Genomic DNA, 24,704 nt, shown 5'->3' with positions numbered 1-24,704 from the left:
CCAAGGAGGGAAACAATGAATATTACGCTGGCATTCGATCAATATCTGGCGATACACCGCTACAAATATTTAGCGTTATATCATGCACTTCGCGCTGGAATATTGGAGGGAATTCTCCCGGGTGGCACTCAGCTGCCGTCTACACGAAGTCTGGCTATGCACTATGACTTGTCGCGCGGATCGGTCTCGCAGGTGTATGAAATGTTGCTCGCTGATGGTTATGTAAGGACGGTGACTGGACGGGGGACATTCGTATCAAAAGATAGCTTTGTTTCAGCTTCTGGAGATAATAAGCGTGAAAATGTGACTTTGGGTGAGGTGGCAGATGCTGCTGGGGGAGGCTCTGCATCTGAGAGAACGATCCCACTTTCGGCATGGGGAGAACGACTGCTCACGCGCCCGACACCCTTGTATGAGCAGCGTAGCAAGAATGTTGTAAGCTTCCTTAGCGGCGGTATGCGGATGGAGCACTTTCCTTACGCCGAATGGCGCAGTGCGCTAACGTATGCTGGAGGGAAAGAAGGCGGTATGCTGCAAAGCACTTGTCCCCCCGAAGGAGATGAAGGGCTTCGCAAAGCTATCGCTGCGCATCTGCGGATTACCCGCGGGATTCGTGCGGATGTAGAGCATATCGTATTGTTTAGCGGTTCGATGCAAGGCATCGTTATTTTGACCCAGCTGCTGCTGGATGCAGGGGGCGAAGCGGTTGTCGAGGATCCGGGTTTCCATGGGATTCGCCGAGCGGTAGAGATCAATGGGGGACGATTGCTGGTAGGAAAGCTGGATGATAGCGGTCTAATTCCGGAGGATTGGGATGCGCGTCTGTTGTTTGTTACACCAAGTCGCCAATTTCCTACAGGTGTGGTGCTCCCTTTGGAACGGAGGCGTATCTTGCTGGAATGGGCGCAGCGACATGAAGCGGTAATCATTGAAGATGATTATGACAGTGAGTTTCGGTGGTCAGGACGTCCAATCGAGCCATTAAAAGCGCTAGATCGCGGAGAACGGGTCGTGTATATTGGCTCCTTCTCAAACACGATGTTCTCTGGCCTTCGGCTTGGCTTTGCAGTGCTTCCACCCTCTCTGGTAAAACCGACGATCGCCGCCAAGGCGCTATATGAGCCTTTACCAGTCGGACTGCTGGAACAGCGGGCATTGGCACGGTTTATGAATACCGGCGGCTATGGCCGTCATCTGCGTCGGATGACCCGCATTTATGGTGAACGCGGTCGCATCCTTAGGACGATGCTGTCGGAACAGCTTAATGTGCTGTTTGAGCTGCTACCTGGCGATGCGGGGCTGCAAGTATATGCGCGGTGGCTACGCAGTAGAGAAGAGTTCGTGGCATTCCGGGCGGCAGCGCACAGGCGCGGCACGGATTTCAGAGATGTGGCGTTATATCAAGTTTCGCTGGGGGAGCCAGCCGCATGTTTTGCTTTTGCCCATCTGAATGCTGTGGAGCTGGAGGAAGGAATAAAGCGCCTGCTTTTGGCGTGGGAAGATGTACAAACTGCAACATGACAAGGTATGATGGTGGGGATGGGAAGCAAAACGAAGTGAATGCTAACGATGCAAGTTTTGCGGAGTAACTCAAGTAGATTATGCTAACAAAACTTTTAGGAGGGAACGTTATGCTGCACGCATCGCCATCCTCTTTTGTTATATTACCTGCCTTGGCGAAGATTGTGTGCGAACCAAGCTGGAAATGGCAAAAAAGAGAGAAGTCGCTGCAAAATTATGATTTATTCTATGTATGGAGCGGGGAAGGGACGGTTATACGTAACGGGGAACCCTTCCAAGTGGGCAAGGGGAGCTGCTTCTTGTTCCGTCCGGGTGACCATACAAGCGCTACTCATAATCCGCAAAGACCACTTGTCCTTACATATATTCATTTTGATGTCACCGGAGAGGTGACGGATGTTCCGCTGCCCTATCGGGTACTTGCAGAAACCGTTGAATTTGAGCATCTGCTTGCTCGTTACGTCCGGCTGTTCCTAGTGGATACGTACGCGGCTGAGGAAGAAGGGCAGCTTGTTCTAAAGCAACTAATGATTCATCTGCTTAGGGAGGACCGAGTGAAGCCTGTAGAACGTTATGCTAGCAACCATTTAACAGAGATTATTCATGAAATAGCGAACTATGTGAGCCAACATCCCGGGATTTCGCATCGCGTAGAGGATCTTGCTGCACGTGCAGGGCTGTCGCCGCGGTATTTTTCAATTAAGTTTAAGGAGCTTACTGGCTCTTCCGTTCAATCTTATGTCATTCGAGCTCGGATTGAGCGTGCTCAGCATTTGCTCCTCTACGCTGGAATGAATGTTACTGAGGTAGCGGATGCACTTGGATACCGTGACATTTTCTTTTTCAGCCGCCAGTTCAAGCAGTATACCGGAAAAAGTCCATCTGAGATCCGCTGATTTGCATTCGTTGTTTCAGTTATTTCATCCAAGGGTAAATACTTTGCAGTTTAGTTTACAGAGAATTTACATAACTTCTTGGAAGGGGAGACGCATGGGATGATGATCAGACGCCGAATCTGCAACACCGATTGTAAAAGTGGAGGCGCAGGGCTTTTTAGAAACCGTTTGAGAAGATTAAAACAATCGAGTGCTTTTGCCATAGATAGCTGGTTCTAAACTGAGCAGGTATACAATCGCTGGATATGACCAAAGACTTTAAATAACCGGGGCCAACAGGCTTCCGGTTTTTTTGAAATATAAGAATGTATATTTGATACAATAGAATAAATCTCCTGTGAGGGTAATTTTGCATTCTGTTGCATATCTTACATTCAATTGCCCAAAAAACGCCCATACTAGAGATTATCACGGTGATCTATTGCATGATGTAACAGAGTTCCAGAGCATATAGGTGGGAGGAGAGATAAAATGTACGAAATCGTACTGATACGTCATGGTGAAAGCCAGTACAATGTGCAGAATTTGTTTACGGGTTGGAGTGATCCGGATTTAACCGAAAAGGGTATTCAAGAGGCTAAGGCTGCTGGCAAGCTTTTGAAGGATGAAGGGTATACATTTGATCTAGCTTTTGCATCGGTACTCAAACGATCGATCAAAACACTCAACTATGTTCTCGATGAAATGGATCTGCTGTGGATTCCTGTGCAAAAGTCCTGGAAGCTGAATGAACGGCATTATGGTGCACTTCAGGGACTTAGTAAAAGTGAAACGGCGATAAAATACGGTGAAGAACAATTGCATCTCTGGCGACGGAGTTTATCGGTTCGGCCTCCACTGCTTGAGCTTAATGATCCTCGGTATGCCAGAAATGATATTCGATATAGCAGTATTCGTCCGGAGGATATTCCGCGAGGCGAGAGTCTGGAAGATACTGTTCATCGTGTAGGTGATTTCTGGAGAAACCGCATCGTTCCCCTTGTACGTAAAAAGGAACGGGTGCTCATTTCAGCCCATGGCAATACACTGCGAGCGTTGATCAAATTTATGGAGGATATTGATGAGGCAGCACTGCTGGAGCTCAATATTCCTACAGGAGTACCACTCGTGTACAAACTGGATGAGGACATTAATCCAATCAGCCGCTTTTATTTAGGAGATCCGGAACAGGTTGCGGCCAAGGCGCGTGATGTTGCTAAGCAAGGACATGTGTAATAGGCGTAACAGATATAAAGAGCATATAATGACTTGAAAAGATTAAGGGACAGCCATGGGGCTGTCCTTTTATTTTTAGTGTGTAGTAGGTGTCCAAAAGGTACATGCAGTAGATGTTAACGCATTCTCCATTGCCAAGATTAGAATAATATTATATAGTTGAATTGATAATGATTATCAATATCATTGTATATTATGTCGATTGGAGTGAATTTATTTTGTTTAAATCTCCAAAAACTTATCTATTGCTTGTGTTTACTTTGGTTATAACGTTACTGCTAGCAGCTTGCGGACAAGCAGTTGAGCATACTACCTCCTCAGTAGACGGGACAGAGAGTGCCGTATCTTCATCAAACAGCAATGACTCATCCAGCGAAGTGGACATGGTTACATATCAAGCAAGTAACGGGGATATTCAAGTACCCAGACATCCGAAACGGATTGTCGATTTAACCTCCTTCGACACAGGATACTTCTTGGCGTTAGGAATCAAACCGGTTGGTGTTATGAATGGTGTCTTAAACAGTCCCTACTTTGAAGGAATGCTGGAAGGCGTTCAAGGCCTTGGAGATGAACCATCTCTTGAACACATTTTAGAGCTGAACCCTGATCTTATTGTTGTATTCTCCGGAATGGAAGGACTCGACAAGCTGGCCGAAATAGCGCCAGTAGTAGCCATTCAATACGGTGCAAAAACTATCAGAGATCAAATGCTTGATTTCGGTACATTAACGGGGAAAGAAGCCGAAGCTAAAGCTTGGGTGGAACAATGGAACAAAAAAATCAAAGAATTGAAGCCTCAGGTGTTAGCAGCTGTAGGTGACAAAACAGTTTCGATCCTAAATCCGTTTTCCGGTGGTCTATTCGTATTCGGTCACAGCTACGGGCGTGGTGGAGAAATTATTTATAATGAATTTGGTCTGAAAGCACCTCCTGAAGCGCAGAAAGAAGCTATAGACAGTGGCACTGGTTGGGCAACAATCTCCCTTGAGAAGCTGCCTCAATTTGCTGGAGATATTGTATTCACATGCCCGTGGGCTGGCGATACGAGTGATCCGAAAATCGTCTATGACAACCCCTTATGGAAGCATCTTCCTGCCGTAAAAACAGGCAACGTATTCCAACTGGACCCAACCGCTGATACATATAGTGATCCCGTTACGCTTGAAGCGCAGTTAAATTACATTACTGAGAGTCTTTTATCTGCAAAATAATTCTACTTCAACGAAAGTCCACGAGCTTGCATTTGGTTTTTATAGCAGGGAAAATCGGCATTAATCGATGCTGATTCTCCCTGCTATTTTTAATGTAACTGTTTTATAATGGGCCCATCTTAACTTCGGTTTATAAGTTTAGCTATCGGCCGAGTGAGTCTTTTTAGTTATTTTGAAAAACTTGAATTCTGTGATACATGAGTATATTCAATAAATCTATGAGGATTTTCTATGTTAGGATGATATTTCTGATGATAGTATTCAATGTAAGTTTAAAAAGTAAAGGAGGAATTAATGAACATTTTCGCACGTTTTAATTTGTAAGTATGAGTTAGGAGAATTATGCGAAAAATCTAAACCGGTTTAGATTTAATCAGTAACACACTTGATGCTTACTCCACAGCGGCTAGCGCTCTTAGAGAATAACTCCTTCCTGAAAGTAAAATCATCCTATCGGTTTATGAATCGAACGTTTATGCATTAGAAATTTTTAATTGAAAACTCGCTCTTTACGATGACCCATTATCCTAAGCTGTACCTTAATCGAAAGGAATGGTGATAAGTATGAGGAAAAATTGTAATCGCTTACTTAAAATATTATTCTGCTGCATTCTGATAACCTCAATCATAACGCCTAGTACCAGTTCTCCCGTTTTGGCTAAGGTTCTCCCGGGATTAGCGGATGTGTCCAGAGAAGTGGCCGCTGAAGGTATTGTGTTGCTGCAAAATCCGGAGTATAAACCAGCAGGATCACAAGTAAATGAGAATGAACAAGTGCTCCCTATCAAGATGAGTGAAAATGTATCGGTATTTGGCCGCATACAAGCGCATTATTACAAGTCAGGCACAGGATCTGGCGGTGCGGTAAGAGTAGATTATGTGAATGGGATTCTGGAAGGTCTTCGGAACAATCCCAGTCTCAAGTTAAATGAAGATCTGGCGAAGGTTTATGCCGAATGGATCAAAAAGAATCCTTTCAACAATGGCGGTGGTGGCTGGGCAGCAGAGCCATGGTCACAGGCAGAAATGCCTTTAACCGATGAAATTGTGGATGCAGCAAAAGCAAAAACGGATACAGCTGTGGTCATCATCGGCAGAACAGCCGGTGAAGATAAGGATAATACGGACGTCAAGGGTGCCTATAAGCTGACAGACCTTGAAGTTGATATGCTTAACCGGGTCTATGCCAAATTCGACCGAGTGGCCATCGTATTGAACGTAGCCAACGTTATCGATATGTCATGGGCTAAATACTATCCCAAAGCTGCTATTTTGTATACATGGCAAGGGGGGATGGAAGGGGGAAGTGCAGTAGCCGATGTGCTGACCGGAGACGTTACGCCAAGCGGTAAATTGAGCGATACGATTGCAGCTACACTTGCTGACTATCCTTCTACTGCACATTTTGGCAGCAAAACTGAGAATTCTTATAGTGAGGATATTTATGTGGGTTATCGGTATTTTGAGACCTTTGCTCCAGATAAGGTGCTCTATCCATTTGGTTACGGGCTGTCCTATACCAATTTCAAGATCACTACTGACAATGTCACTGCTGGTGAGAATGAGGTTGCGGTGACTGTAACTGTTCAGAATACAGGTAAGGTGGAAGGCAAAGAAGTTGTACAGATTTATTACGGTGCACCACAAGGTAAACTTGGTAAACCGGCCAAGGAGCTTGCTGCTTTTGCTAAGACCCGGCTGTTACAGCCTGGGGAATCACAGTCGATCACCATCACATATGACACCAAAGATATGGCCTCATATGATGATAGTGGAATTACAGGTCATGATTCATCTTATGTTCTAGAAGCTGGTGACTATAATATTTACGTAGGCAACAGTGTAAGTGACAGCGAAAAGCAAGGAGTATACAGTCTTAATGCTTTGAAGGTTGTAGAAACCTTGCAGGAAGCGCTCGCGCCAACTAAGGAATTTGATCGTATCAAACCAGGACAACCGAATGAAAATGGTACTTTTACCACTGTCACTGAAAAGGTACCGACACGGATTACCGACTTGGATGAAAGAATCAAGCAAAATCTCCCTGCGTCCATTCCACAAACTGGGGACAAGGGTTATACCTTATTGGATGTATACAATCAGAAAGTGACTATGGATCAGTTCATTGCACAATTGTCTAACAACGATCTGGGGGCCATTATTTTAGGGGAAGGGATGTCCAGCCCTAAAGTTACTGCCGGAACCGCTGCGGCTTTTGGTGGTGTCACTAAAAATCTGCTGAAATTCGGACTCCCTATCGACAGTGCTGCCGACGGTCCTTCAGGAATCCGGATGGAGACCAATGCAGAGAAGGCAACCAGTATCCCGAACGGGACGATGCTTGCCTGTACGTGGAACACGGAGCTCAATGAAAGATTATTCGATCTTCTCGGCAAAGAAATGTTGATTAACAATATTGATACGCTGCTAGGACCGGGAATCAATATCCACAGAAGTCCCCTGAACGGGAGAAACTTCGAGTATTTTTCGGAGGATCCGTTACTGACAGGTATCATGGCTGCTGCACAGACAAGGGGTCTTCAGAAGAACGGTACGGCACCAACGATTAAGCATTTCGCTGCGAACAATCAGGAAACGGATAGACATCTTGTGAATGCACTTGTCTCTGAAAGAGCGCTACGCGAGATTTATTTGAAAGGTTATGAAATGGCTGTGAAGAGTGGAAAGGCGCGTTCAGTGATGACGTCCTATGGTCCGGTAAACGGAACTTGGGCTTCCAGTAACTATGATCTGAATACGACCATCCTCCGCGGAGAATGGGGCTTTGACGGGATTGTCATGACAGACTGGTGGGCGAAGATGAGTGAGGATCAGGGCTTCTATGCCACTACCAATCGTTATGATGAAACCAACGGCAAAGCCATGGTCCGTGCCCAAAATGACCTTTACATGGTAATTCCGAACGATTATGCAGAAACGCATAAGAATCGGAATAACAGTACCTTTAATACGATGACATCGCTTGCTAACGGCAGTCTGACCTTAGGAGAATTGCAGCGTTCTGCTAAAAATATCACGAGCTTCTTGATGCAATCTCCAGCCTTTGCAAGAACGGCAAAGATTGACTACGTAGTCAATTACACGCCGGGAAAAGATTGGTTCCGGGTGAATACGGACAAATCGGGTGATCCGCAGCTCTCCGAGATTACGGTAGGCGGCAAAAAGATCAAAATATTTAATCCATTGAAACTCGACTATAAGGCCTTTGGGGAAACGACTGAAAAAAGCAGTTACCCTGAAGTCAGAGCTACGGCGACAGCCGGTGTAGAGGTAAGTGTACGACAAGCCGATAAAGATAGACCGGCTGCTGTAATTACTGCTTCGGCCGGAGGAGAGAAACGGATCTACAAGGTTATTTTCTCTTCGGAGGAAGGCTTGGAACCGATTTTTGAGAATCCGACCTATGCTTATTTAAAGAATATCTCTATTGATGGTAAGCCGCTTGAGGGGTTTGCACAGACTAGGTTCAGTTATGATGTAGGTCTCAGTAACGGGGCTACTTTACCTGAAGTTACGTTTGAAACGAATGATGGTGTAAAAGCAACGGCCAACGTAGATCTCATCAATAAAAGAGTGACGATCAAATGTATCAGCTCCGATCAGGCGAATTCCTATGTGATACAGTTTGGTACGACACCACAGAGCGATGAGTTCGATAGTACAAATCTAAGCAACTTCTGGACGATTAATAAAGAGACTGCTACCAATACAGAAAATAACAAAAACTGGTCTTTGAGCACTGCTCTCGGCAATTTGAGAATCATCGCTGAAAGAGGCGACTTCTGGAGTGATCATGCAGATTTGAAGAACTATTTCCAGCAGGAGGCCTTCGGCAACTGGGAAGCAACCGTAAAAATTAATATGAGCAAAGCGCCAAATCAAAATTATAACGGCGTCGGCATCACGGCTTCACAGGATAACAATAACTATATCTGGGTGAAGTATGAATACAGTAGCGGCAAGATCATTGGCATGACTAAAGAAACCGGAGGCACGGAGCCTGTTACCATCGGACAACTGTCTGCCAGTCAGCTCACCAGTATTTTTGGAGAAAAGAAAGAGCTGTATTTACGGCTGAAAAAAATAGGTAACAGCTATTCCGGTTATGTCAGCGCTGACGGCAAGGAATATATTTCACTAGGCAGTACAACTGCGAATTATGCCAATCCGAAGTTTGGGTTACTTGCATCCAACGGAAGTCAGACTCTTACAGATCCATTTATTGTTGATTTTGATTATGTCAGAATCAATAGTGATGTAGCTTTGGCAGTAAAGAAGATAGGGAAAAATACTAAATTGAAGGTAGCTGAAACGGAATTTGCCTCCATTACTCCAATAATCACGCCGGTAAGCAGTAATGATGTAGACGGCGGATTATGCTACACCAACACAAGCAAAGGTGAAGCCATTTCCTATAAGGTAAATGTGGAGAAAGAAGGCATGTACAAAGTCACATCACGAATTCGTTCCAGTCAATCGGATGTCGCCCAAATGTCCTTTGGCGTCTATGATGGCGATAAGCTAATGGGAACCTTTGACCTCACCACGACTAAAGGGGTATGGAAAACCTTCAGAATCCCTGATATTCAGCTGTCGGCGGGTGAGCATACCCTTAGAATTGTATTTGAGAGTGCTGGTATTGACCTGAACTGGTTAACCTTCCAGCTGAAGCAGGACAATGTAGACACATCGGCGTTAGAAGCGGATATCAAGGCTGCTCAAAATATCGATATGAATGCATACACAGCTTACAAAAAGCTCAAATTCAACGCTGTGCTGGATGAGGTTAAGGCTGTTCTTGCTGAGCCGATTAACGATGAGGTTGTTGCAGAAGCCATAGCTTCCTTGAAAGCGGCTATAACAGATTTGAGCATATCGTCTATGCCAATCAATATTGCTCCGAGAGAAACACTGAAAGTAGAGAGCGGTATTAGAATTTATCCTTATAATGCACCATGGATTTATGCAACGAATACCCAGTTCAGATTCGAAAGTGGTACGGACGCCATGAGTTATGTCAATTCTAATGACCTTGTTTATTTCGGTCAGGTTGACTTGACTAATCTTGTGGAAGTAAGAGTGCAGTATGCCCGTGAAGGCGGATCGTCTCCATATTTTAAATTCTATACAGAGGCTGACAATACGGGTAAACCAGTTAAAAGAGCTATTACACAAGGAAGAGCATACGCTGATGCTTACAGCGGCGGAGGTTCTTTTGAACTTGGTAATGAATTTGCAAGTATTAGTTTTGCACAGAAAGCAGGCGCTGCTTGGGGGAATTATGGCATGGCAAGCACCAAACAAACGCCTGGAAATTCTTACATTGATCATTATTTGACAGCGGAAACCTTCCTAGACAGAACCAAAGTGACTGGAAAACAAAATGTGTATATGATTTTTAACGGATTAAATGCAAATTTACAATATGTTGAACTCATTTATGCTGATCCGATTGAAGTCACCTTCGATCAGAATTATCTGGACTCACCGGCTCCTACCAAAGTAACCGCATTTAAAGGTGAAGCAATAAGCACCTTACCTCGGGTACCGGAACGTGAAGGCTACATTTTTGCTGGCTGGTTTGATAATAAAGAAGGGACCGGTAATGCATTAACCGTAGACACGGTAATGAACATAAGCACGGTGTATTATGCCAAATGGACAGAAGATACCCATGCTAAAGAAATTATATCGATTGTTCAGCCGCAACTGCTGAGTGTGCCGTTCGGAACTGCTGCAGGAGAATTGAATTTACCCGCTACAGTGGAAGCTACATTGGGCAACAAAAGGGTAATTCACTTGCCTGTACAATGGGATAGTAAAGATTTCAACGGTGGAAAAGCGGGGAGTTATACGCTGGCAGGTAGCTTTGAGCTTCCTGAGGGGGTATTGAATAGTACCCATCAAACTGTTTCTATTACAGTGGTTGTACTGCCAGAAGGCACTAAACCTATCCAGATTACTAAAGTTGAGAAGCTGGAGGGCAAAAATGTTGAATTTGGCACCGCTTTTGATAAGTTGGAATTGCCGTCTTCAGCTACAGTAACGCTTGATACGTATGAGCAGAAGGAACTTGTTGTTAAATGGAGCCCTGCTGGTTATAACGGCAATGTGGAAGGATCATACGTGCTGATCGGTACTATGGTATTAGAAGAAGGAATGATCAACCCTAATGATCTGAAAGCTTACATCACCATTCAGGTAATGCCCGAAGTGATTCGTGTCGCTGAGATTGTCACAGTGCAGGATTTGGAAAGTAAGAGCGTTCCATTCGGCACTCCATTTAATGGATTGAAGCTACCATCATCGGTCATAGCTACTTTGAACAACGGTGAGACAAAGGCGATATCCATCGATTGGAATAGTGAAGGCTACAATAGCGATAAGCAAGGAGCTTATACCCTGAAAGGAGCGCTAGTACCTCTGGAAGGTGTCAGCAATCCCAAAGACCTGAAGGCATCCATTACGATCGAAGTACTACCGGAGGTCATTACGATACCAGAAATCACGGCAGTGCAAGCACTAGCAAGTAAAAGCGTTGCTTATGGTACCAGTTTTGACGCACTGGAGCTACCAGCTTCAGTATCAGTAACCCTGAATACCGGGATGAATAAGGTCGTTTCTGTTCAGTGGAACAAGGAAGGCTATAACGGTAATACGGAAGGAACGTACACCATCAAGGGGGATCTTGTCTTCCCTGAGGGTATAGCTAATCCACTTGGCCTGAAGGTACAGATCTCTGTGATCGTTAAACCTTACAGCGGTGGAGCTGGTGGTCAACCAAGTACACCAACACCGACTACCCCAGCGGTACCTTCAGTACCATCGATTCCTGGAGAAGTCGTAAAACCTGGAGAACAGCAGCCTCAGTCTCCGATAACAGATGGAAAAACGAAGACACCGGAGCTAATCAGACAAGAGCTTAAGAATAAGTTTAAAGATGCTACTCTAATTCCTAGCTGGGCAGAATCTGCGATTGCAGCGCTGGTGGAGAGAAATATTATCGGCGGACGCACAGACGGAAGCTTTGATCCAAGTGGGAAGGTAAACCGTGCCGAGTTTGTTGCCATGGTAGTAAAAAGCTTCAACTTCAGCATGGGCGAGAATCAAAAGCAGTTTACTGACGTTCTGAAAGATGCTTGGTATCAAAACTATGTTGAGATTGGGACTTCTAATCAACTGATCAATGGTATCGGTAATGGTATGTTTGCTCCTAATAGCAGCATTAGCCGTCAGGACCTGTGTGTAATTCTATTTAATGCATTGAAGAAACTGAATGTTGAATTGCCGCAAGCGACTAACCATGACTTCCCAGATGATGCTTCTATTGCGGGTTATGCTAAAGAAGCGGTCTATGCCTTCAAAGATCTTGGTATAGTAAATGGAGGCAGCGGTGGAAAAATGGATCCGACAGCTTCGGCCTCAAGAGCTGAAGCAGCTGTGATCATCAACAATGTACTGGATTACTATGCTAGCGTAACAAGCTCTAAAGTGAAATAAACAAAACAAGGGTATCCCGGCGCCGATTTTCAATCGGTTAAGGATACCCTTATTTTGTTATATCGTAGCTTTACTAAAGCGGCCGATGTAGCGTCCCCAGCAATTCCCCCATCTTTACCTTCGTGTTGACCTCAAGCTTGGGTCTCGGGGTAAAAGTACCGCTCTCCATAAGCAGTACTACAGTGGAGCCGAACTCGAAATAGGCTAGATCATCGCCGATTTGCCACTCGGTAGCGTTAGCATCCGTATACCCGATGCTGCTGACGTTCATCGCGCCTACCTTTACTATTGCGGTTTCTCCGTAGTCTCCGGCGATATACGTGATAAGACGTTCATTGCGATTCAGTACGCCCTTCATATGCCGCATGCCGAAATCGTTGACAGGATAGGCTCGTCCACGAATATGATCACTCTCAACCTTATGTCCAGTAAGGGGAGAGTGAATCCGGTGATAATCCGTAGGACTTAGATAAAGGACGAAGAAAAAACCTCTCTTGTATAGCTCCAGATGCGGAGAATGATTTAGTAGATCCTCGATCTTATAATCCTGCCCTTTTACATTCATAATCGTACCAGAGGAAATGTCACCCATAGCAGTAATCATTGCATCTACGGGACTAACTAAAGCGTCAGCATCGGTTGCAATAGGCCGCATGCCAGGCTTCAGCCGGCGGCTGAAAAACTCATTAAGAGTGAGATATTCTCCAGGATTCTTCTCCGCTTGGGCGGAGGGGATTTGATAAGTCTTAATAAATACCGGGATTAGAAAACGGCTGAGTCTACTATGAGAAAAAGACCCCATTAACCGTGAAAGCCATCGGTGCGAGGATAGCTCGGTCATTAGCCGCAGCAATTGTTTTACCATGCCCATCTCCCTTCCATAATACAGCAGTACGGTCGTATGTGGCCGCCTTCTGCTCTGCATTATATTGACATAGAATAGGAGACAAATCAATAACTGTTATATATGAGGCTGTTCTTTTCTAGTAAAAAACGTGCGTATCCCATAGGTCTTCGGTAACTCTCCTTCCAAATCTCCGTAAGGCCGGCTTTGTGAAATCCATAGCGTTGGTCGCGGCCATTGCATTCTATGAAGAAGATGCGACCATCCTTTGTAATGCCTATATCCAGTCCGATATCGGCCAGCCCTGGAAGGTCTTGTTCGAGACAACGAGCTATAACAAGGCTAAGTGTTTCGACAGCCATACGGATATGGGCCGCTATTCCTCTAGAGAAGGCTTTTTCCAGCGCAAAGGAAGAGCTTAACGCTTCTCCTCCACGGGCTATATTAGAGACAAACCCCCCAGGGGGTGCTAGTTTAGCAAAGAGACCGGTAACCTGCCAATCGCCTCCCCAGCCGCGTTGAACGGTGACGCGTAAATCAAAGGGACGTCCTCCAATCTCAGCAAGGGGAATACGCTCCTGCACGAGATAAGGGACAGAGGCAAGGCGTGCCCGGAGCATTTTTGGCAGCGCCCCCTGATATACGGGAGTGCTTATCCAGCGCCGCATGGAGGGGGAGAGATAATTTAAGCTCCAGCGCTGAGGCCCTTTACGAACCAGTCGCATGACCCCATTCCCAATGCTTCCACGGCAAGGTTTAAGAATAAGATCGGGGTAACGATTCATCATTTGTTTGAGTCCAGATACGCCAGTTGTTGCTGGCAAAACCTCACGCAGCTCTTCATGCTGCTCAAGCAGTTCATGGATCTCATCCTTGCCGTATCGATTACAAGTATTGTACACCAAAGGATGGTTCCGCAGCAGACGTTGCATTCCTGGGCTATTCTGGCTGTATATGGCTCGGTTATGGATGACAGTTGGCGTAGGAACTACTACGCTTTTATATCCATGAGATCCCTTTATATAGGCGGCGCTGAAGCCTGAGTCTGTATCGATGTCCGCGAGCTTCAGAAAGCAGGGAACTAGGCCGTATGCAGCGGCCGCCTCTTCATAGTTGGATAGAGACTCCTGTCCTGTTTTTAGCCGGGGAACGCCCCGGTGCATATCGGCATTTAGTAGTATTCCAACGAGCTTATGCCCCATGTTTGTTCCTCCTGTTTCTTCGGTCACGTGATTCCCGCTTTTACTACTCTTGTCATTGTATGTTTGTACCCGCATGTCAGGGTGGACGAATGCGCGGCGGCAGAAGCCTTTTTTTAAATATAAGAAAGTATAAATTTCATCAGAATCTTATTAAGGGCTTATCGCAAAAGGGTGTCATCAGCCCATACCGCTGCATATGATGCCTAGGAGAAACAATAGATGGAAGGAGGAGACTGCTTGTGAGGGGTTCCAAAAAAAAGCAGCCGCGCAGTCCACAAAAACGACTCTACTATGTAGATAATCCCAATATAAAGGAACTGAGCATGCTGGAAAGCAAAGGCAGTTCTAAGGATTCGGGGAGCAGCAATGACGGAGTCAGTAAAGCAGAGCTCGCTGATGTTCAGGTAAGTGGAGGAGCAATCGCTGAAGTCGTTCAAGAGGAATCAATTTTCGTACCAGTTCTGCAACCAGAGCCAGAGCCAGAGCCAGAGCCAGAGCCTATAGTGGAAGAGCAGCTTCAGAAACAGGCAGATAATCTTCCTGAGACGATTTGGTTCGCTCCTGAAAAAGAGCGGTTCCAGCCCGTTTATACAGATGATCTATCGGATGCAGCAGTTACAGGAGCTAAAATCGCTCCACGTACCATTGACGGTTCTAAGCTGAAGTTCGGCATTATTGGTACACCATGGTTGCAAGATTACGCTGTACAGAGCATAAATATCGCGGACAAGGCAGTTACTTCTTCGAAAATCGCGCCTGAATCCATTGTGGGTGAACATTTAGCTGAAGGAAGCGTAAGTGGCGGTAAACTGCTGGATCATTCCATCAGTGGAGAGAAGCTGAAGAACGGTAGTATTAGTCCAGAGAAGCTGGCTGATCGGATTATCGGCGGCGGTCAAATTGCGGATAAATCAATTGAGAGCCGTCATTTGAGCGATCTGATTATTACGGCTGATCTACTGGAAGATGGAGCGGTTACTGGTGAGAAAATAGGAAGCAGCAGCATCACAGGCCGCCACATCGCAAACGGGAGTATAGACCGTTCCAAGCTAGCTGATGCAGCGGTATCTGGCGATATAATAGCCGATGGTGAAATCAGCAGCTCCAAACTGGCTGATGCTGTGATTGAGGGTCGCCATCTTAGCGATGCTTTGATAACCGCTAGACATTTGGCTCCGGGAGCGATCGGACCAGGGCAGCTTGCCAGCAAGCTGATCGGCAAGGAGCAGCTCCAGTCGGGTGTAATCGAAGGCGCACATGTAGCGGATGGTGCTATTGGTTCCAAGCAGCTAGGTGCAGAAGTAGTGAGAAGCATCCATCTAAGTGCAGAAAGCGTACACGGTTCCCATATCAGCGACGGGGAAATAACGAGTCGCCATCTAGCTGACCGAAGTATCTCCTTTTTAAAGCTAACAGAGGGTGCGGTAGGTACTGCACAGCTGGTTGAGCAAGCGGTCACCTCATCGAAAATCGCTGATCAAAGCATACTCGCACATAAGCTAGCAGATGAAGCTGTAACCACCAGACATATTGCCAAATCCGCCATACGCGGACCGCAAATTGCTATGCAAGCTGTTTCTTCTAATCATCTGGAACGTGAGGCTGTGAACCACTCCCATTTAGCTTCGGAAGCGGTAGGCTCGGAGCAGCTTATGGATGAAGCTGTTCATACGGAACATCTATCCTCTGGTGCTGTTACTGGAGAAAAGCTGGCCTCAGAGTCTGTGGGTGCGGAGCACCTGCGTCCACAGAGCGTTACTTCCGCCAAGTTAGCGGACGGAGTGGTGAGCTCGGCTAAACTAGCAGCAGGATCGGTCATTGGAAGTACGATTGCTCGTGAAGTGGTAAGTGGTGAGCATATCGCTTTTTGTGCAGTGGAGGAGAAACATCTAGCAGATGCCAGCGTGAGCGGTCGCGCCTTGCAGGATGCTGTAGTGGATAAAGATCATCTTGCCACTGGAGCTGTGGAACGGAGACATCTCGGAGAAAATAGTGTGACTACTGCTGCGATTCAGTCCGGCTCGGTTTCGGGAGATAAGCTGGCTTCTGCTGCGGTGAGAGAGATTCATTTGGCCGCTGGGGCAGTGCAGCCACATCATCTGGCAGATCATGTGGTGACATCGTTAAAGCTGTCCCCGGAAAGTGTATCGACGGATAAGATTAGTGATTTATCGGTCACATCGGCTAAGCTTGCTGATGGAAGTGTGGATTCCAGTAAATTAGCAGTGTCGGCAGTTCAGGCAGAGCATTTATCTGTGAATGCAGTTCATTCAAAATCCATTAGCGATAGTGCGGTTCAGAGCAGACATATGAATCCGGGAAGTATCGGCGGGGCGCATATCCGGCCGTTGTCCATCGGAAATGGTCATATCATTCCTAATTCCATCTCTTCGATTCAAATACAGGAGGGCAGCATTAGCGGGTCTAAGCTGGCCAAAGGGGCTGTGGATTCCCAGCATCTTTCACCGGGCAGTGTAGACGGAAGCCATCTATGCATGGATACGATTGAAGGACGTCATATCGGGCATGGTGAGATCAAGCTGGCTCATCTAGCTGAAGATGCACGTAGCTCCGACTTGCTGCCAGAGGGCAGTATTACCGGGGAGAAGCTGGCGGAAGAATCCGTAGATTCTATTCATCTTGTACCTGCAAGTGTAGACGGAACTCATCTGAGACTGGGTGCAGTAGAAGGTCGTCACATTCAGCATGGTGAGATCACACTAGCTCATTTGGCAGAAGAAACGTTTAGCTCTGAGCTACTGCCTAACGGTAGTATTACCGGCGAGAAGCTCGCTGAGGAATCCGTAGGTTCTATTCATCTCATGGCCGGAAGCGTAGATGGCAGTCATCTGAGCTCGGATACAGTGAAGGGACGTCATATTGGGCACAGTGAAATCACCTTAGCTCATCTAGCCAAAGATGCACGTAGCGCAGACTTGCTCCCAGATGGCAGTATTACCCGAGAAAAGCTGGCGGAAGAATCTGTGAACTCAAATCATCTTATACCTGGAAGTGTGAATGGCAGCCATCTGAGCCCGGATACAGTAGAAGGCCGCCATATCGGGTACGGTGAAATCACCTTAGCTCATCTAGCCAAAGATGCACGTAGCGCAGACTTGCTTCCAGATGGCAGTATTACCAGAGAAAAGCTGGCGAGAGAATCTGTAAATTCAAATCATTTAATACCTGGAAGTGTGGATGGCAGTCATCTGAGTCCGGATGCAGTGGAAGGCCGTCATATCCGAAATGGTGAGATTACGTTAGATCATTTGGCAAAAGAAACGCGCAGCTCTGATTTGTTACCCGACGGTAGTATCACCAGTGAGAAGCTGGCAGTAGAATCCGTAGATTCAAATCATCTAATACCAGGAAGTGTAGATGGCAGTCATTTGAGTCCGGACGCAGTGGAAGGCCGTCATATCCGAAATGGTGAGATTACGTTAGCTCATTTGGCAAAAGAAACACGTAGCTCTGAATTGCTGCCGGACGGCAGCATTACCGGTGAGAAGCTTGCAGAAGAATCCGTTAGTTCTATTCATCTTGAACCTGGAAGTGTAGGGAGTAGTCATCTGAGTTCGGGTGCAGTAGAAGGCCATCATATTGGGTATGGTGAAATTACAATGGCTCATCTAGCACCAGAGACACGCAGCTCAGAATTACTGCCGGACGGTAGCATTACCGGTGAGAAGCTGGCAGAAGAATCCGTTAGTTCTATTCATCTTGAACCTGGAAGTGTAGGGAGTAGTCATCTGAGTTCGGGTGCAGTAGAAGGCCATCATATCGGGTATGGTGAGATTACAATGGCTCATCTAGCACCAGAGACACGCAGCTCAGAATTACTGCCGGACGGCAGCATTACCGGTGAGAAGCTGGCAGAAGAATCCGTAGATTCAAACCATCTGGCACCAGGAAGTGTAGATGGCAGTCATTTGAGCTCAGGTGCAGTAGAACGACGTCATATCGGGTACGGTGAGATTACCCTGGCTCATCTAGCACCAGAAACACGCAGCTCCGATTTCCTGCCGGATGGTAGCATTACCGGTGAGAAGCTAGCAGAAGAATCCGTAGATTCAAACCATCTGGCACCAGGAAGTGTAGAGGGCAGTCATTTGAGCTCAGGTGCAGTAGAACGACGTCATATCGGGTACGGTGAGATTACCCTGGCTCATCTAGCACCAGAAACACGCAGCTCCGATTTCCTGCCAGATGGTAGCATTACGGGTGAGAAGCTGGCAGAAGCATCCGTAGATTCAGTTCATCTTGTACCAGAAAGTGTGGATGGTAGTCATCTGAGCCCGGGTACAGTAGAAGGACGTCATATCGCATACGGTGAAATTACCCTAGCTCATCTGTCAGAAGAGGTTCGTAGTTCTGATCTGCTGCCGGACGGCAGCCTTACCGGAGAGAAGTTGGCAAAAGCATCCGTAGATTCAAATCATCTTGTGCCTGGAAGTGTAAATGGAAGTCACCTGAGTCCAAGTACAGTAAAAGGCCGTCATATCCGGCACGGAGAGATTACTCTGGCTCATCTGTCAGAAGAGGTTCGTAGTTCTGATCTGCTGCCAGATGGTAGCATTCCTGGTAAGAAGCTGGAGGGTGGATCCATTCATGCTTTCCATCTGGCCCCAGGCAGCGTGTATGGGGGGCATTTAGCGGGGGATACGATAGATAGCCGTCATCTGCGATCTGGGTGTATCACCTTGAAGCATCTGTCAGAAGAGGTGCACAGCTCCGATCTGTTGCCGGATGGCAGCATAACAGGTGGAAAGATTGAAGGCGGAACTATCCAATCATTCCATTTGGCCCCAGGTAGCGTCTTTGGTGGGCATTTGGTAGAGGAAGCGGTGGATGGTCACCACATTCGATCAGACAGCATCACCTTGAAGCATTTGTCAGAAGAGGTCCGCAGTTCCGATCTATTGCCGCAAGGCAGTATTACTGAAGAAAAGTTAGCCGAAGGCTCAGTGAATGCTTTACATTTGCAGTCGTGGAGTGTGTACGGAGAGCATCTGGCTGACAAAATCGTAGAGGATCGGCACTTGCAGCCTGGTATCATCAAATTGGAGCATCTCGCAGATGAAACTCGCACCTCAGCGCTGCTTCCGGATGCAAGCATCGATGGAGCCAAGCTGAAGGCAGACAGTATTGATTCCGTTCATCTGATTGAGGGTAGTGTAGGCACGAAAGAGCTGCAGGACGAAGCGGTGGTTGCTTCGAAGATCTCTTCATTTTCTATTCAAGCGCGTCATCTAGAGGAAGAGAGCGTTCAAGATTATCATATTGCCCCCGGCGCAGTAAATGGGTTCCATTTGGCACCGAGTTCTGTGAATGCTGAGCATCTATCCTTCAGTCCGATTCAGACTGCAGGTAAGCGAGAAGCGCTTCAGCAGTTTGGAATGACAGCATTCATGTTCAATGGGGATGCTGAGAGTGTGGAAGTGACCGTATCGTTCGATGAGAACTTTGGTCATACCGGTTATGTGCTCGTCGCCATGACGAATCAACCTTACTTCTATGCTTCCTTAAAGAGCAGAGCCAATGGAGATGCAGTGATACAAGTGGTGCGCTTGCGCGAAACTCCGCATTTCTATGGGGTCATCTCTTGGATTGCTATCGGCGCTCCATTAGCCAGACCGGCAGTGGATGATCGTGTGTTTGATTAATTCGCAATGATGATGTACAAAATGCTAAGCGTAGCCGATGGCTGCGCTTTTTGTTGTGTTGTCCTCCTAGCAATTAAGAGGGTGAGTACATTTGTCCTGTTTTCCACATGACAGGAGACAAAGGCCGTTACCCTGTTCGGCGTAGTACATAAACTGTGATGTAACCCTCAGCCTGACGAATAGGCTCTGTAAGGAAGGTGGATGAGCATGAAGCCCAAACGTACTTCTGCCCGCCGCAAGGGACGGCGGGTCTCTCGGATCAAGCGGCGGACTTCGCGTCCGGTGCGGCAAGTCGCTGCAGTCCCTACTGTTAACCATCCAAATCCCTATGTTTCGGTTATTATTCCGGCCATGAATGAAGCGAAGACCATTGCGGGAGTGATAGCCGGAGCTAGAGGGGTCCATCCGCGCTGCGAGGTTATTGTAGTCGTCAACGGATCAGCCGATCAAACGGCAGAAATTGCCCTTTCGCTTGGTGCGCATGTTATTTCCTATGAGTTACCGCTTGGACACGACGCTGGCCGTAGTGTCGGAGCAGAGGCAGCTAAGGGAGAGGTTCTCTTGTTTACAGATGGGGATTTAGTGATTCCTGCCTCGGGGCTACGTCCTTTCGTCACCGCTGTTAGCGGTGGCGCAGACATAGCGCTTAATGATTATTCCGGACCAGTACGGAGACTTTCGCCCCATCCGGTGGTGCTGTCCAAACATGCACTTAATATTTTGCTTGGCCGTCCGGATCTAAAAGGATGTTCGATGACGGCCGTTCCGCACGCAATCAGCCGAAGAGCACTTGAAATCTTAGGGAGTCAATCATTATCTCGTCCCCCTCTGGCACATGCTCAGGCAGTTCTGAATGGTTTACGTGTGGTAGCTGCTCACAAAGTACATGTAGGGAAACTGAATGCGGTCAGACGTAAGGAAGATGGCACAGATCCTTTGCAGCAGTTGATTACAGCAGATCATATGGAGGCTGTATCCCTCTTGCTTGAACACCGGGGAAACAGGGCGGGGTTCACCGACGGAGCCCGGCGCAGAGAGATGGTGAGATGATGGTTGCTCTGTTACAAGTGTCTGGTAGCTCTGCCGTTCGACGAGGAACAGCAACTCGTACGGTAAAGAAACGTTCAGCATCTAGTCAGGCCAAAACAACACTGGCACCCCGCCAAAGGGTAGCGAATCGTTCGGTAAAAAGAGGCATCCCTACCGCTCGGCCACCGATTCTGTCTCGGCAATCCAAGGTAGGTCGCGAGGTGCTGAATTTACCGAGCTTACGTGGGACCTTGTCAGTTATTATCTCCGCGCGTAACGAGGAGCAGACCTTGGGACGTCTGCTGCAACAGGTATCGCGGCTGGGACCTACTGAAATTATCGTCGTGCTTAACGGTTGCAGCGATAGCAGCTTTCCCATTTCCAGACAACATCGTCAAGCAATAGTTGTGCATTGTCCGGAGTCAGTTGGACATGATGTAGGGCGGGCTATTGGTGCGAAGTTGAGTCGAGGAGATATTCTGCTCTTCCTGGACGGAGATATGGTTATCTCTGCATCTCAGCTCGGATTATTCACAGCTGCTGTAGATGGTGGAATTGACGTGGCTCTTAATGACTTGGATCCACTGATGCCTTCTTTTGGATTATGCGATGATGTTACTCGCAGCAAGCTGTTTCTGAATTATGCTCTTGGACGGTACGATCTCGGAGTTAGCTCTATGACGGCTGTCCCTCACGCACTTTCCCGGAGAGCACTTGAGACTATAGGCTACCGTGAATTAATAGTTCCTCCTAAAGCCCAAGCTCGTTCTGTATTAGAGAAGCTAAGGGTGGAGAAAGTTGGAACGGTGAATGTGATTAAGCATAATCGGCTGCGCCAAGCGAACATAGGCGCTGGAAATGCTGTGGAGAAACTGATCATAGGGGATCACGCAGAGGCTCTCCTTGAGGTGCTTTCCCGTCGAGATGATGGGGGCCTACTTAATAGCGAAACGCAGCGTGAATACCGCAGACAAGTAGCCGCTTGGAGGAACCGGATATGACGATGACTAGTATTATTATTCCGACCTACAACGCGTTGCCACTGCTGCGGTCCTGTGTGGAATCGATACGTGCTTATACTCCACTGCCTTACGAGATCATCGTTGTAGATAATGCTTCATCAGATGGAACGGATGCCTATTGCCGCGCGAATCGTATAACGTTTATTTCGTTGCCTGAGAATCGAGGCTTTCCATCCGCCTGCAATTTGGGTCTACTGCTAGCATCAGGGGATGAATTGTTACTGCTGAATAATGATGTGGTGGTTTCCCATAGATGGTTAACTAATCTGAAGAGATCGCTATATAGTGCTCCTGAAGTTGGTATTGTTGGGCCAGTGACAAACTATGCGAGTGGACGTCAACAGGTGAAGACTGATTATGAAAGTCTGTTAGATTTTCATAAGGCTGCAGAGATAACTAACCGTTCCAATCCTCAAAAATGGTTGGAGACTAACCGTTTGGTAGGATTATGTTTTTTATTCAAAAGAGAGCTACTTACTTCCGTAGGTTTGTTGGATGAGAGATACTCACCTGGACATTACGAGGATGATGACTATTGTTATCGCGCCAGGCTAAAGGGATACCGATTGCTCATCGCAGGGGATTGCCTTGTACACCATGAAGGAAGTGCGAGCTTCAAGCAGGTATACCACACCGGGCTACAGGAGCTGGTGGAACGAAATCGTAAGCTCTTTATGAACAAATGGAATGTGGATCCAACGAGTTTCATATAAAGTGCAGATCCGAAGGCAAAGGACTTAGATAAAGAGGAGGAAAGTAAGTGAAAGGAGTCATACTGGCGGGCGGAACTGGATCCAGACTTCAACCGCTGACCCGGCTTATGAACAAACATTTGCTTCCGGTCGGCAAATATCCTATGGTCTGTTACGGCATAGATCGGCTTCGCCGGGGAGGGATTACCGACATTCTTCTGGTCATCAGCAAGCAATCTGCTGGTCTGTATACGGATTTTTTAGGCAGCGGTGCAGCATTTGGTGTATCTCTGACTTATAAGATTCAGGAAGCTGCTGGAGGCATTGCAGAGGCTCTCGATTTAGCAGAAGGATTCATTTTCCCTGGGGAACGGTTTGTCGTATTGCTTGGTGATAATCTGTTTATGGATGATCTGACGCCTTACGTGGAGAGCTATCTCCGGCAGCCTGAAGGTACAGCAAAGGTATTGCTGAAGCCGGTGGACGACGCACGTAGATACGGTGTTCCCGTGTTCGATAGTCAAGATTCTGCATGGATTGCTTATATCGAAGAGAAACCCGAGCATCCCAAGACCAAATTTTGCGTAACAGGTATTTATATGTACGATGAAGCTGTGTTTGACATCATCCGCCAAGTATCCCCTTCCAAGAGGGGGGAACTGGAGATTACCGATGTAAATAATATATATGCTGCTAACCGCAGGCTCAGCTATGATGTTCTCAAGGATTGGTGGAGCGATGCGGGGACGTTCCAGTCTCTGCGGGAGGCGGGAGAGAAGCTGAAGGATGCACTGCCATAAGTGGCAGCGGTAACGTGGAGTGTCCGGCCTTGGGTCGGGCACTCCTTCTTTATAAACTATAAGAAAGTATATCTTTCACCATACTTTGCTTATATTTCTACGAGAAACGGGGGTCGTCCTTATGGACGGCTCCCGTTTTTTCTTGATTGGCGCAGCAGTCCGGACGAAGGACCTGATCTCAAGCTTGCGTAGAGATATTATCTTCATCAACCCGGTTCTGTTTGCGGTATTTGAGCGGTGAGGTTCCGGTCATGGTTTTAAATACTCTTCCAAAATGGGTCAGGTTACCAAATCCTGCACGCTCAGCGATTTCCGAAACGGTTAATTTGGAGTCCTGCAGCAGAGAGCGGGCTTCTTTCAGGCGGGTGTTATTTACATATTCGCTGAAAGTAAAACCGGTTGTGTCCTTGAACGTTCGGCTTAAATGGGAGGTGCTTATGGAGAACCTGTCCGATATGTATTCCAGAGACAGAGGCTCAGCGAAGTTACCGTTGATGAAATGGATGATTTGGGAAATTTTCTTATGGGTCCGGTTCGTTTCTACAAAATGCTCGTTTTGATCCGGAAGCTTTTTTCGTTGGATGAAGATCAGCAGCTCCATCAACAGGATTTTCCGATAGTAGTCGAAATTTGGAGGTCTCTTGGTGTCTTCATGAATCAATTTGCTAAAAAGATTCTCGACAAAGATCTGGTCGTTGCCGCTTAACTTGATCGCATTTGATCTGGAGTGAAAGCAGGAGAAGAGGTCGCATGGAAGAGGGCTGTCCGCAAAAAAGTCGCGAAGGAACTCCCTTTTAAACAATAAAGTAACTCTTTCGTACATCGTACCATTTACATTAATCAGTCTGTGCAGGTCATTAGCGTTAATGAACAATAAAACCCCGCTGACGATTTGAAAGGTTCGGTCTTCTATAAAATAGTACAGCTCTCCAGACACTAAGTAGAGAATTTCATAAGCATCGTGATAATGATTTGAAGGCATACTTGAGACATTTTTTTTCTCTCGGCTAATGTGAAAGGGATCAGACTTATAGAAGTTGATTTCCAGGGGTGTCATCTCCAATCCGGCGGGAATGATCCTCGCA

At 46.9% G+C, this 24,704-nt stretch carries 13 protein-coding genes; 10 read left to right on the top strand and 3 right to left on the bottom strand.

The genetic code is table 11. The annotated features are described in order from the left end of the window. Positions 1-15: 15 nt before the first annotated feature. From MKY19_RS25275 to MKY19_RS25255, 5 genes are all read left to right on the top strand, one after another. Positions 16-1,521 (top strand): PLP-dependent aminotransferase family protein, encoded by a 1,506-nt coding sequence (locus MKY19_RS25275; protein ID WP_339798463.1) that lies wholly within the window; start codon positions 16-18, stop codon positions 1,519-1,521. 110 nt (positions 1,522-1,631) lie between these two features. Next, entirely contained in the window at positions 1,632-2,417 is a 786-nt protein-coding gene (locus tag MKY19_RS25270; RefSeq protein WP_042191520.1) for an AraC family transcriptional regulator, read from the top strand. A 471-nt stretch (positions 2,418-2,888) separates the two neighbouring features. Then, entirely contained in the window at positions 2,889-3,632 is a 744-nt protein-coding gene (gpmA, locus tag MKY19_RS25265) for a 2,3-diphosphoglycerate-dependent phosphoglycerate mutase (protein WP_042191518.1), read from the top strand. Between the two features lie 170 nt (positions 3,633-3,802). After that, entirely contained in the window at positions 3,803-4,846 is a 1,044-nt protein-coding gene (locus MKY19_RS25260; protein ID WP_339798461.1) for an ABC transporter substrate-binding protein, read from the top strand. Between the two features lie 684 nt (positions 4,847-5,530). Next, positions 5,531-12,367: a glycoside hydrolase family 3 N-terminal domain-containing protein gene (locus tag MKY19_RS25255; RefSeq protein ID WP_339798459.1), complete on the top strand. Its 6,837-nt coding sequence runs from the start codon at positions 5,531-5,533 to the stop codon at positions 12,365-12,367. Positions 12,368-12,440: 73 nt separating this feature from the next. Here MKY19_RS25255 and asd read toward each other — a convergent pair whose 3' ends face one another. Both asd and MKY19_RS25245 read right to left on the bottom strand, forming a co-directional pair. Beyond that, the gene (asd, locus tag MKY19_RS25250; RefSeq protein WP_339798457.1) at positions 12,441-13,232 is read right to left on the bottom strand and encodes an archaetidylserine decarboxylase; all 792 of its coding nucleotides are present in this window, start codon (positions 13,230-13,232) and stop codon (positions 12,441-12,443) included. 86 nt (positions 13,233-13,318) lie between these two features. Further along, the gene (locus MKY19_RS25245) at positions 13,319-14,413 is read right to left on the bottom strand and encodes a YheC/YheD family protein (RefSeq protein ID WP_339798455.1); all 1,095 of its coding nucleotides are present in this window, start codon (positions 14,411-14,413) and stop codon (positions 13,319-13,321) included. 239 nt (positions 14,414-14,652) lie between these two features. Here MKY19_RS25245 and MKY19_RS25240 point away from each other — a divergent pair, with 239 nt between their 5' ends. The 5 genes from MKY19_RS25240 to MKY19_RS25220 all read left to right on the top strand — a co-directional run bounded on the left by MKY19_RS25240 (position 14,653) and on the right by MKY19_RS25220 (position 23,619). Further along, positions 14,653-20,076: a WIAG-tail domain gene (locus tag MKY19_RS25240; protein ID WP_339798453.1), complete on the top strand. Its 5,424-nt coding sequence runs from the start codon at positions 14,653-14,655 to the stop codon at positions 20,074-20,076. Positions 20,077-20,283: 207 nt separating this feature from the next. Then, entirely contained in the window at positions 20,284-21,126 is an 843-nt protein-coding gene (locus MKY19_RS25235) for a glycosyltransferase (protein ID WP_339266986.1), read from the top strand. Continuing rightward, positions 21,123-22,106, top strand: a complete 984-nt coding sequence (locus tag MKY19_RS25230) for a glycosyltransferase (RefSeq protein ID WP_339798451.1) — start codon at positions 21,123-21,125, stop codon at positions 22,104-22,106. Before MKY19_RS25235 ends, MKY19_RS25230 begins: the two co-directional genes overlap by 4 nt. Next, the gene (locus MKY19_RS25225; RefSeq protein WP_339266983.1) at positions 22,103-22,840 is read left to right on the top strand and encodes a glycosyltransferase family 2 protein; all 738 of its coding nucleotides are present in this window, start codon (positions 22,103-22,105) and stop codon (positions 22,838-22,840) included. Before MKY19_RS25230 ends, MKY19_RS25225 begins: the two co-directional genes overlap by 4 nt. A 47-nt stretch (positions 22,841-22,887) precedes the next feature. After that, positions 22,888-23,619, top strand: coding sequence for a sugar phosphate nucleotidyltransferase (locus MKY19_RS25220; protein ID WP_042191506.1), 732 nt, complete (start codon positions 22,888-22,890; stop codon positions 23,617-23,619). 178 nt (positions 23,620-23,797) lie between these two features. Here MKY19_RS25220 and MKY19_RS25215 read toward each other — a convergent pair whose 3' ends face one another. Beyond that, positions 23,798-24,601: an AraC family transcriptional regulator gene (locus MKY19_RS25215; RefSeq protein ID WP_339302241.1), complete on the bottom strand. Its 804-nt coding sequence runs from the start codon at positions 24,599-24,601 to the stop codon at positions 23,798-23,800. Positions 24,602-24,704 lie beyond the last annotated feature (103 nt).

It is taken from the genome of Paenibacillus sp. FSL R5-0744 (assembly GCF_037972555.1).
Taxonomy (GTDB): domain Bacteria; phylum Bacillota; class Bacilli; order Paenibacillales; family Paenibacillaceae; genus Paenibacillus_AQ.
This window is presented reverse-complemented; position numbering and strand designations above follow the sequence as displayed.

What these genes read in the sequence shown, in the direction of transcription:
- MKY19_RS25230 (WP_339798451.1), top strand. Translation starts at nt 21,123, where the DNA reads ATGATGGTTGCTCTGTTACAAGTGTCTGGTAGCTCTGCCGTTCGACGA.
- MKY19_RS25275 (WP_339798463.1), top strand. Translation starts at nt 16, where the DNA reads ATGAATATTACGCTGGCATTCGATCAATATCTGGCGATACACCGCTAC.
- asd (WP_339798457.1), bottom strand. Translation starts at nt 13,232, where the DNA reads ATGGTAAAACAATTGCTGCGGCTAATGACCGAGCTATCCTCGCACCGA.
- MKY19_RS25260 (WP_339798461.1), top strand. Translation starts at nt 3,803, where the DNA reads ATGATTATCAATATCATTGTATATTATGTCGATTGGAGTGAATTTATT.
- MKY19_RS25215 (WP_339302241.1), bottom strand. Translation starts at nt 24,601, where the DNA reads ATGCCTTCAAATCATTATCACGATGCTTATGAAATTCTCTACTTAGTG.
- gpmA (WP_042191518.1), top strand. Translation starts at nt 2,889, where the DNA reads ATGTACGAAATCGTACTGATACGTCATGGTGAAAGCCAGTACAATGTG.
- MKY19_RS25270 (WP_042191520.1), top strand. Translation starts at nt 1,632, where the DNA reads ATGCTGCACGCATCGCCATCCTCTTTTGTTATATTACCTGCCTTGGCG.
- MKY19_RS25245 (WP_339798455.1), bottom strand. Translation starts at nt 14,413, where the DNA reads ATGGGGCATAAGCTCGTTGGAATACTACTAAATGCCGATATGCACCGG.
- MKY19_RS25235 (WP_339266986.1), top strand. Translation starts at nt 20,284, where the DNA reads ATGAAGCCCAAACGTACTTCTGCCCGCCGCAAGGGACGGCGGGTCTCT.
- MKY19_RS25225 (WP_339266983.1), top strand. Translation starts at nt 22,103, where the DNA reads ATGACGATGACTAGTATTATTATTCCGACCTACAACGCGTTGCCACTG.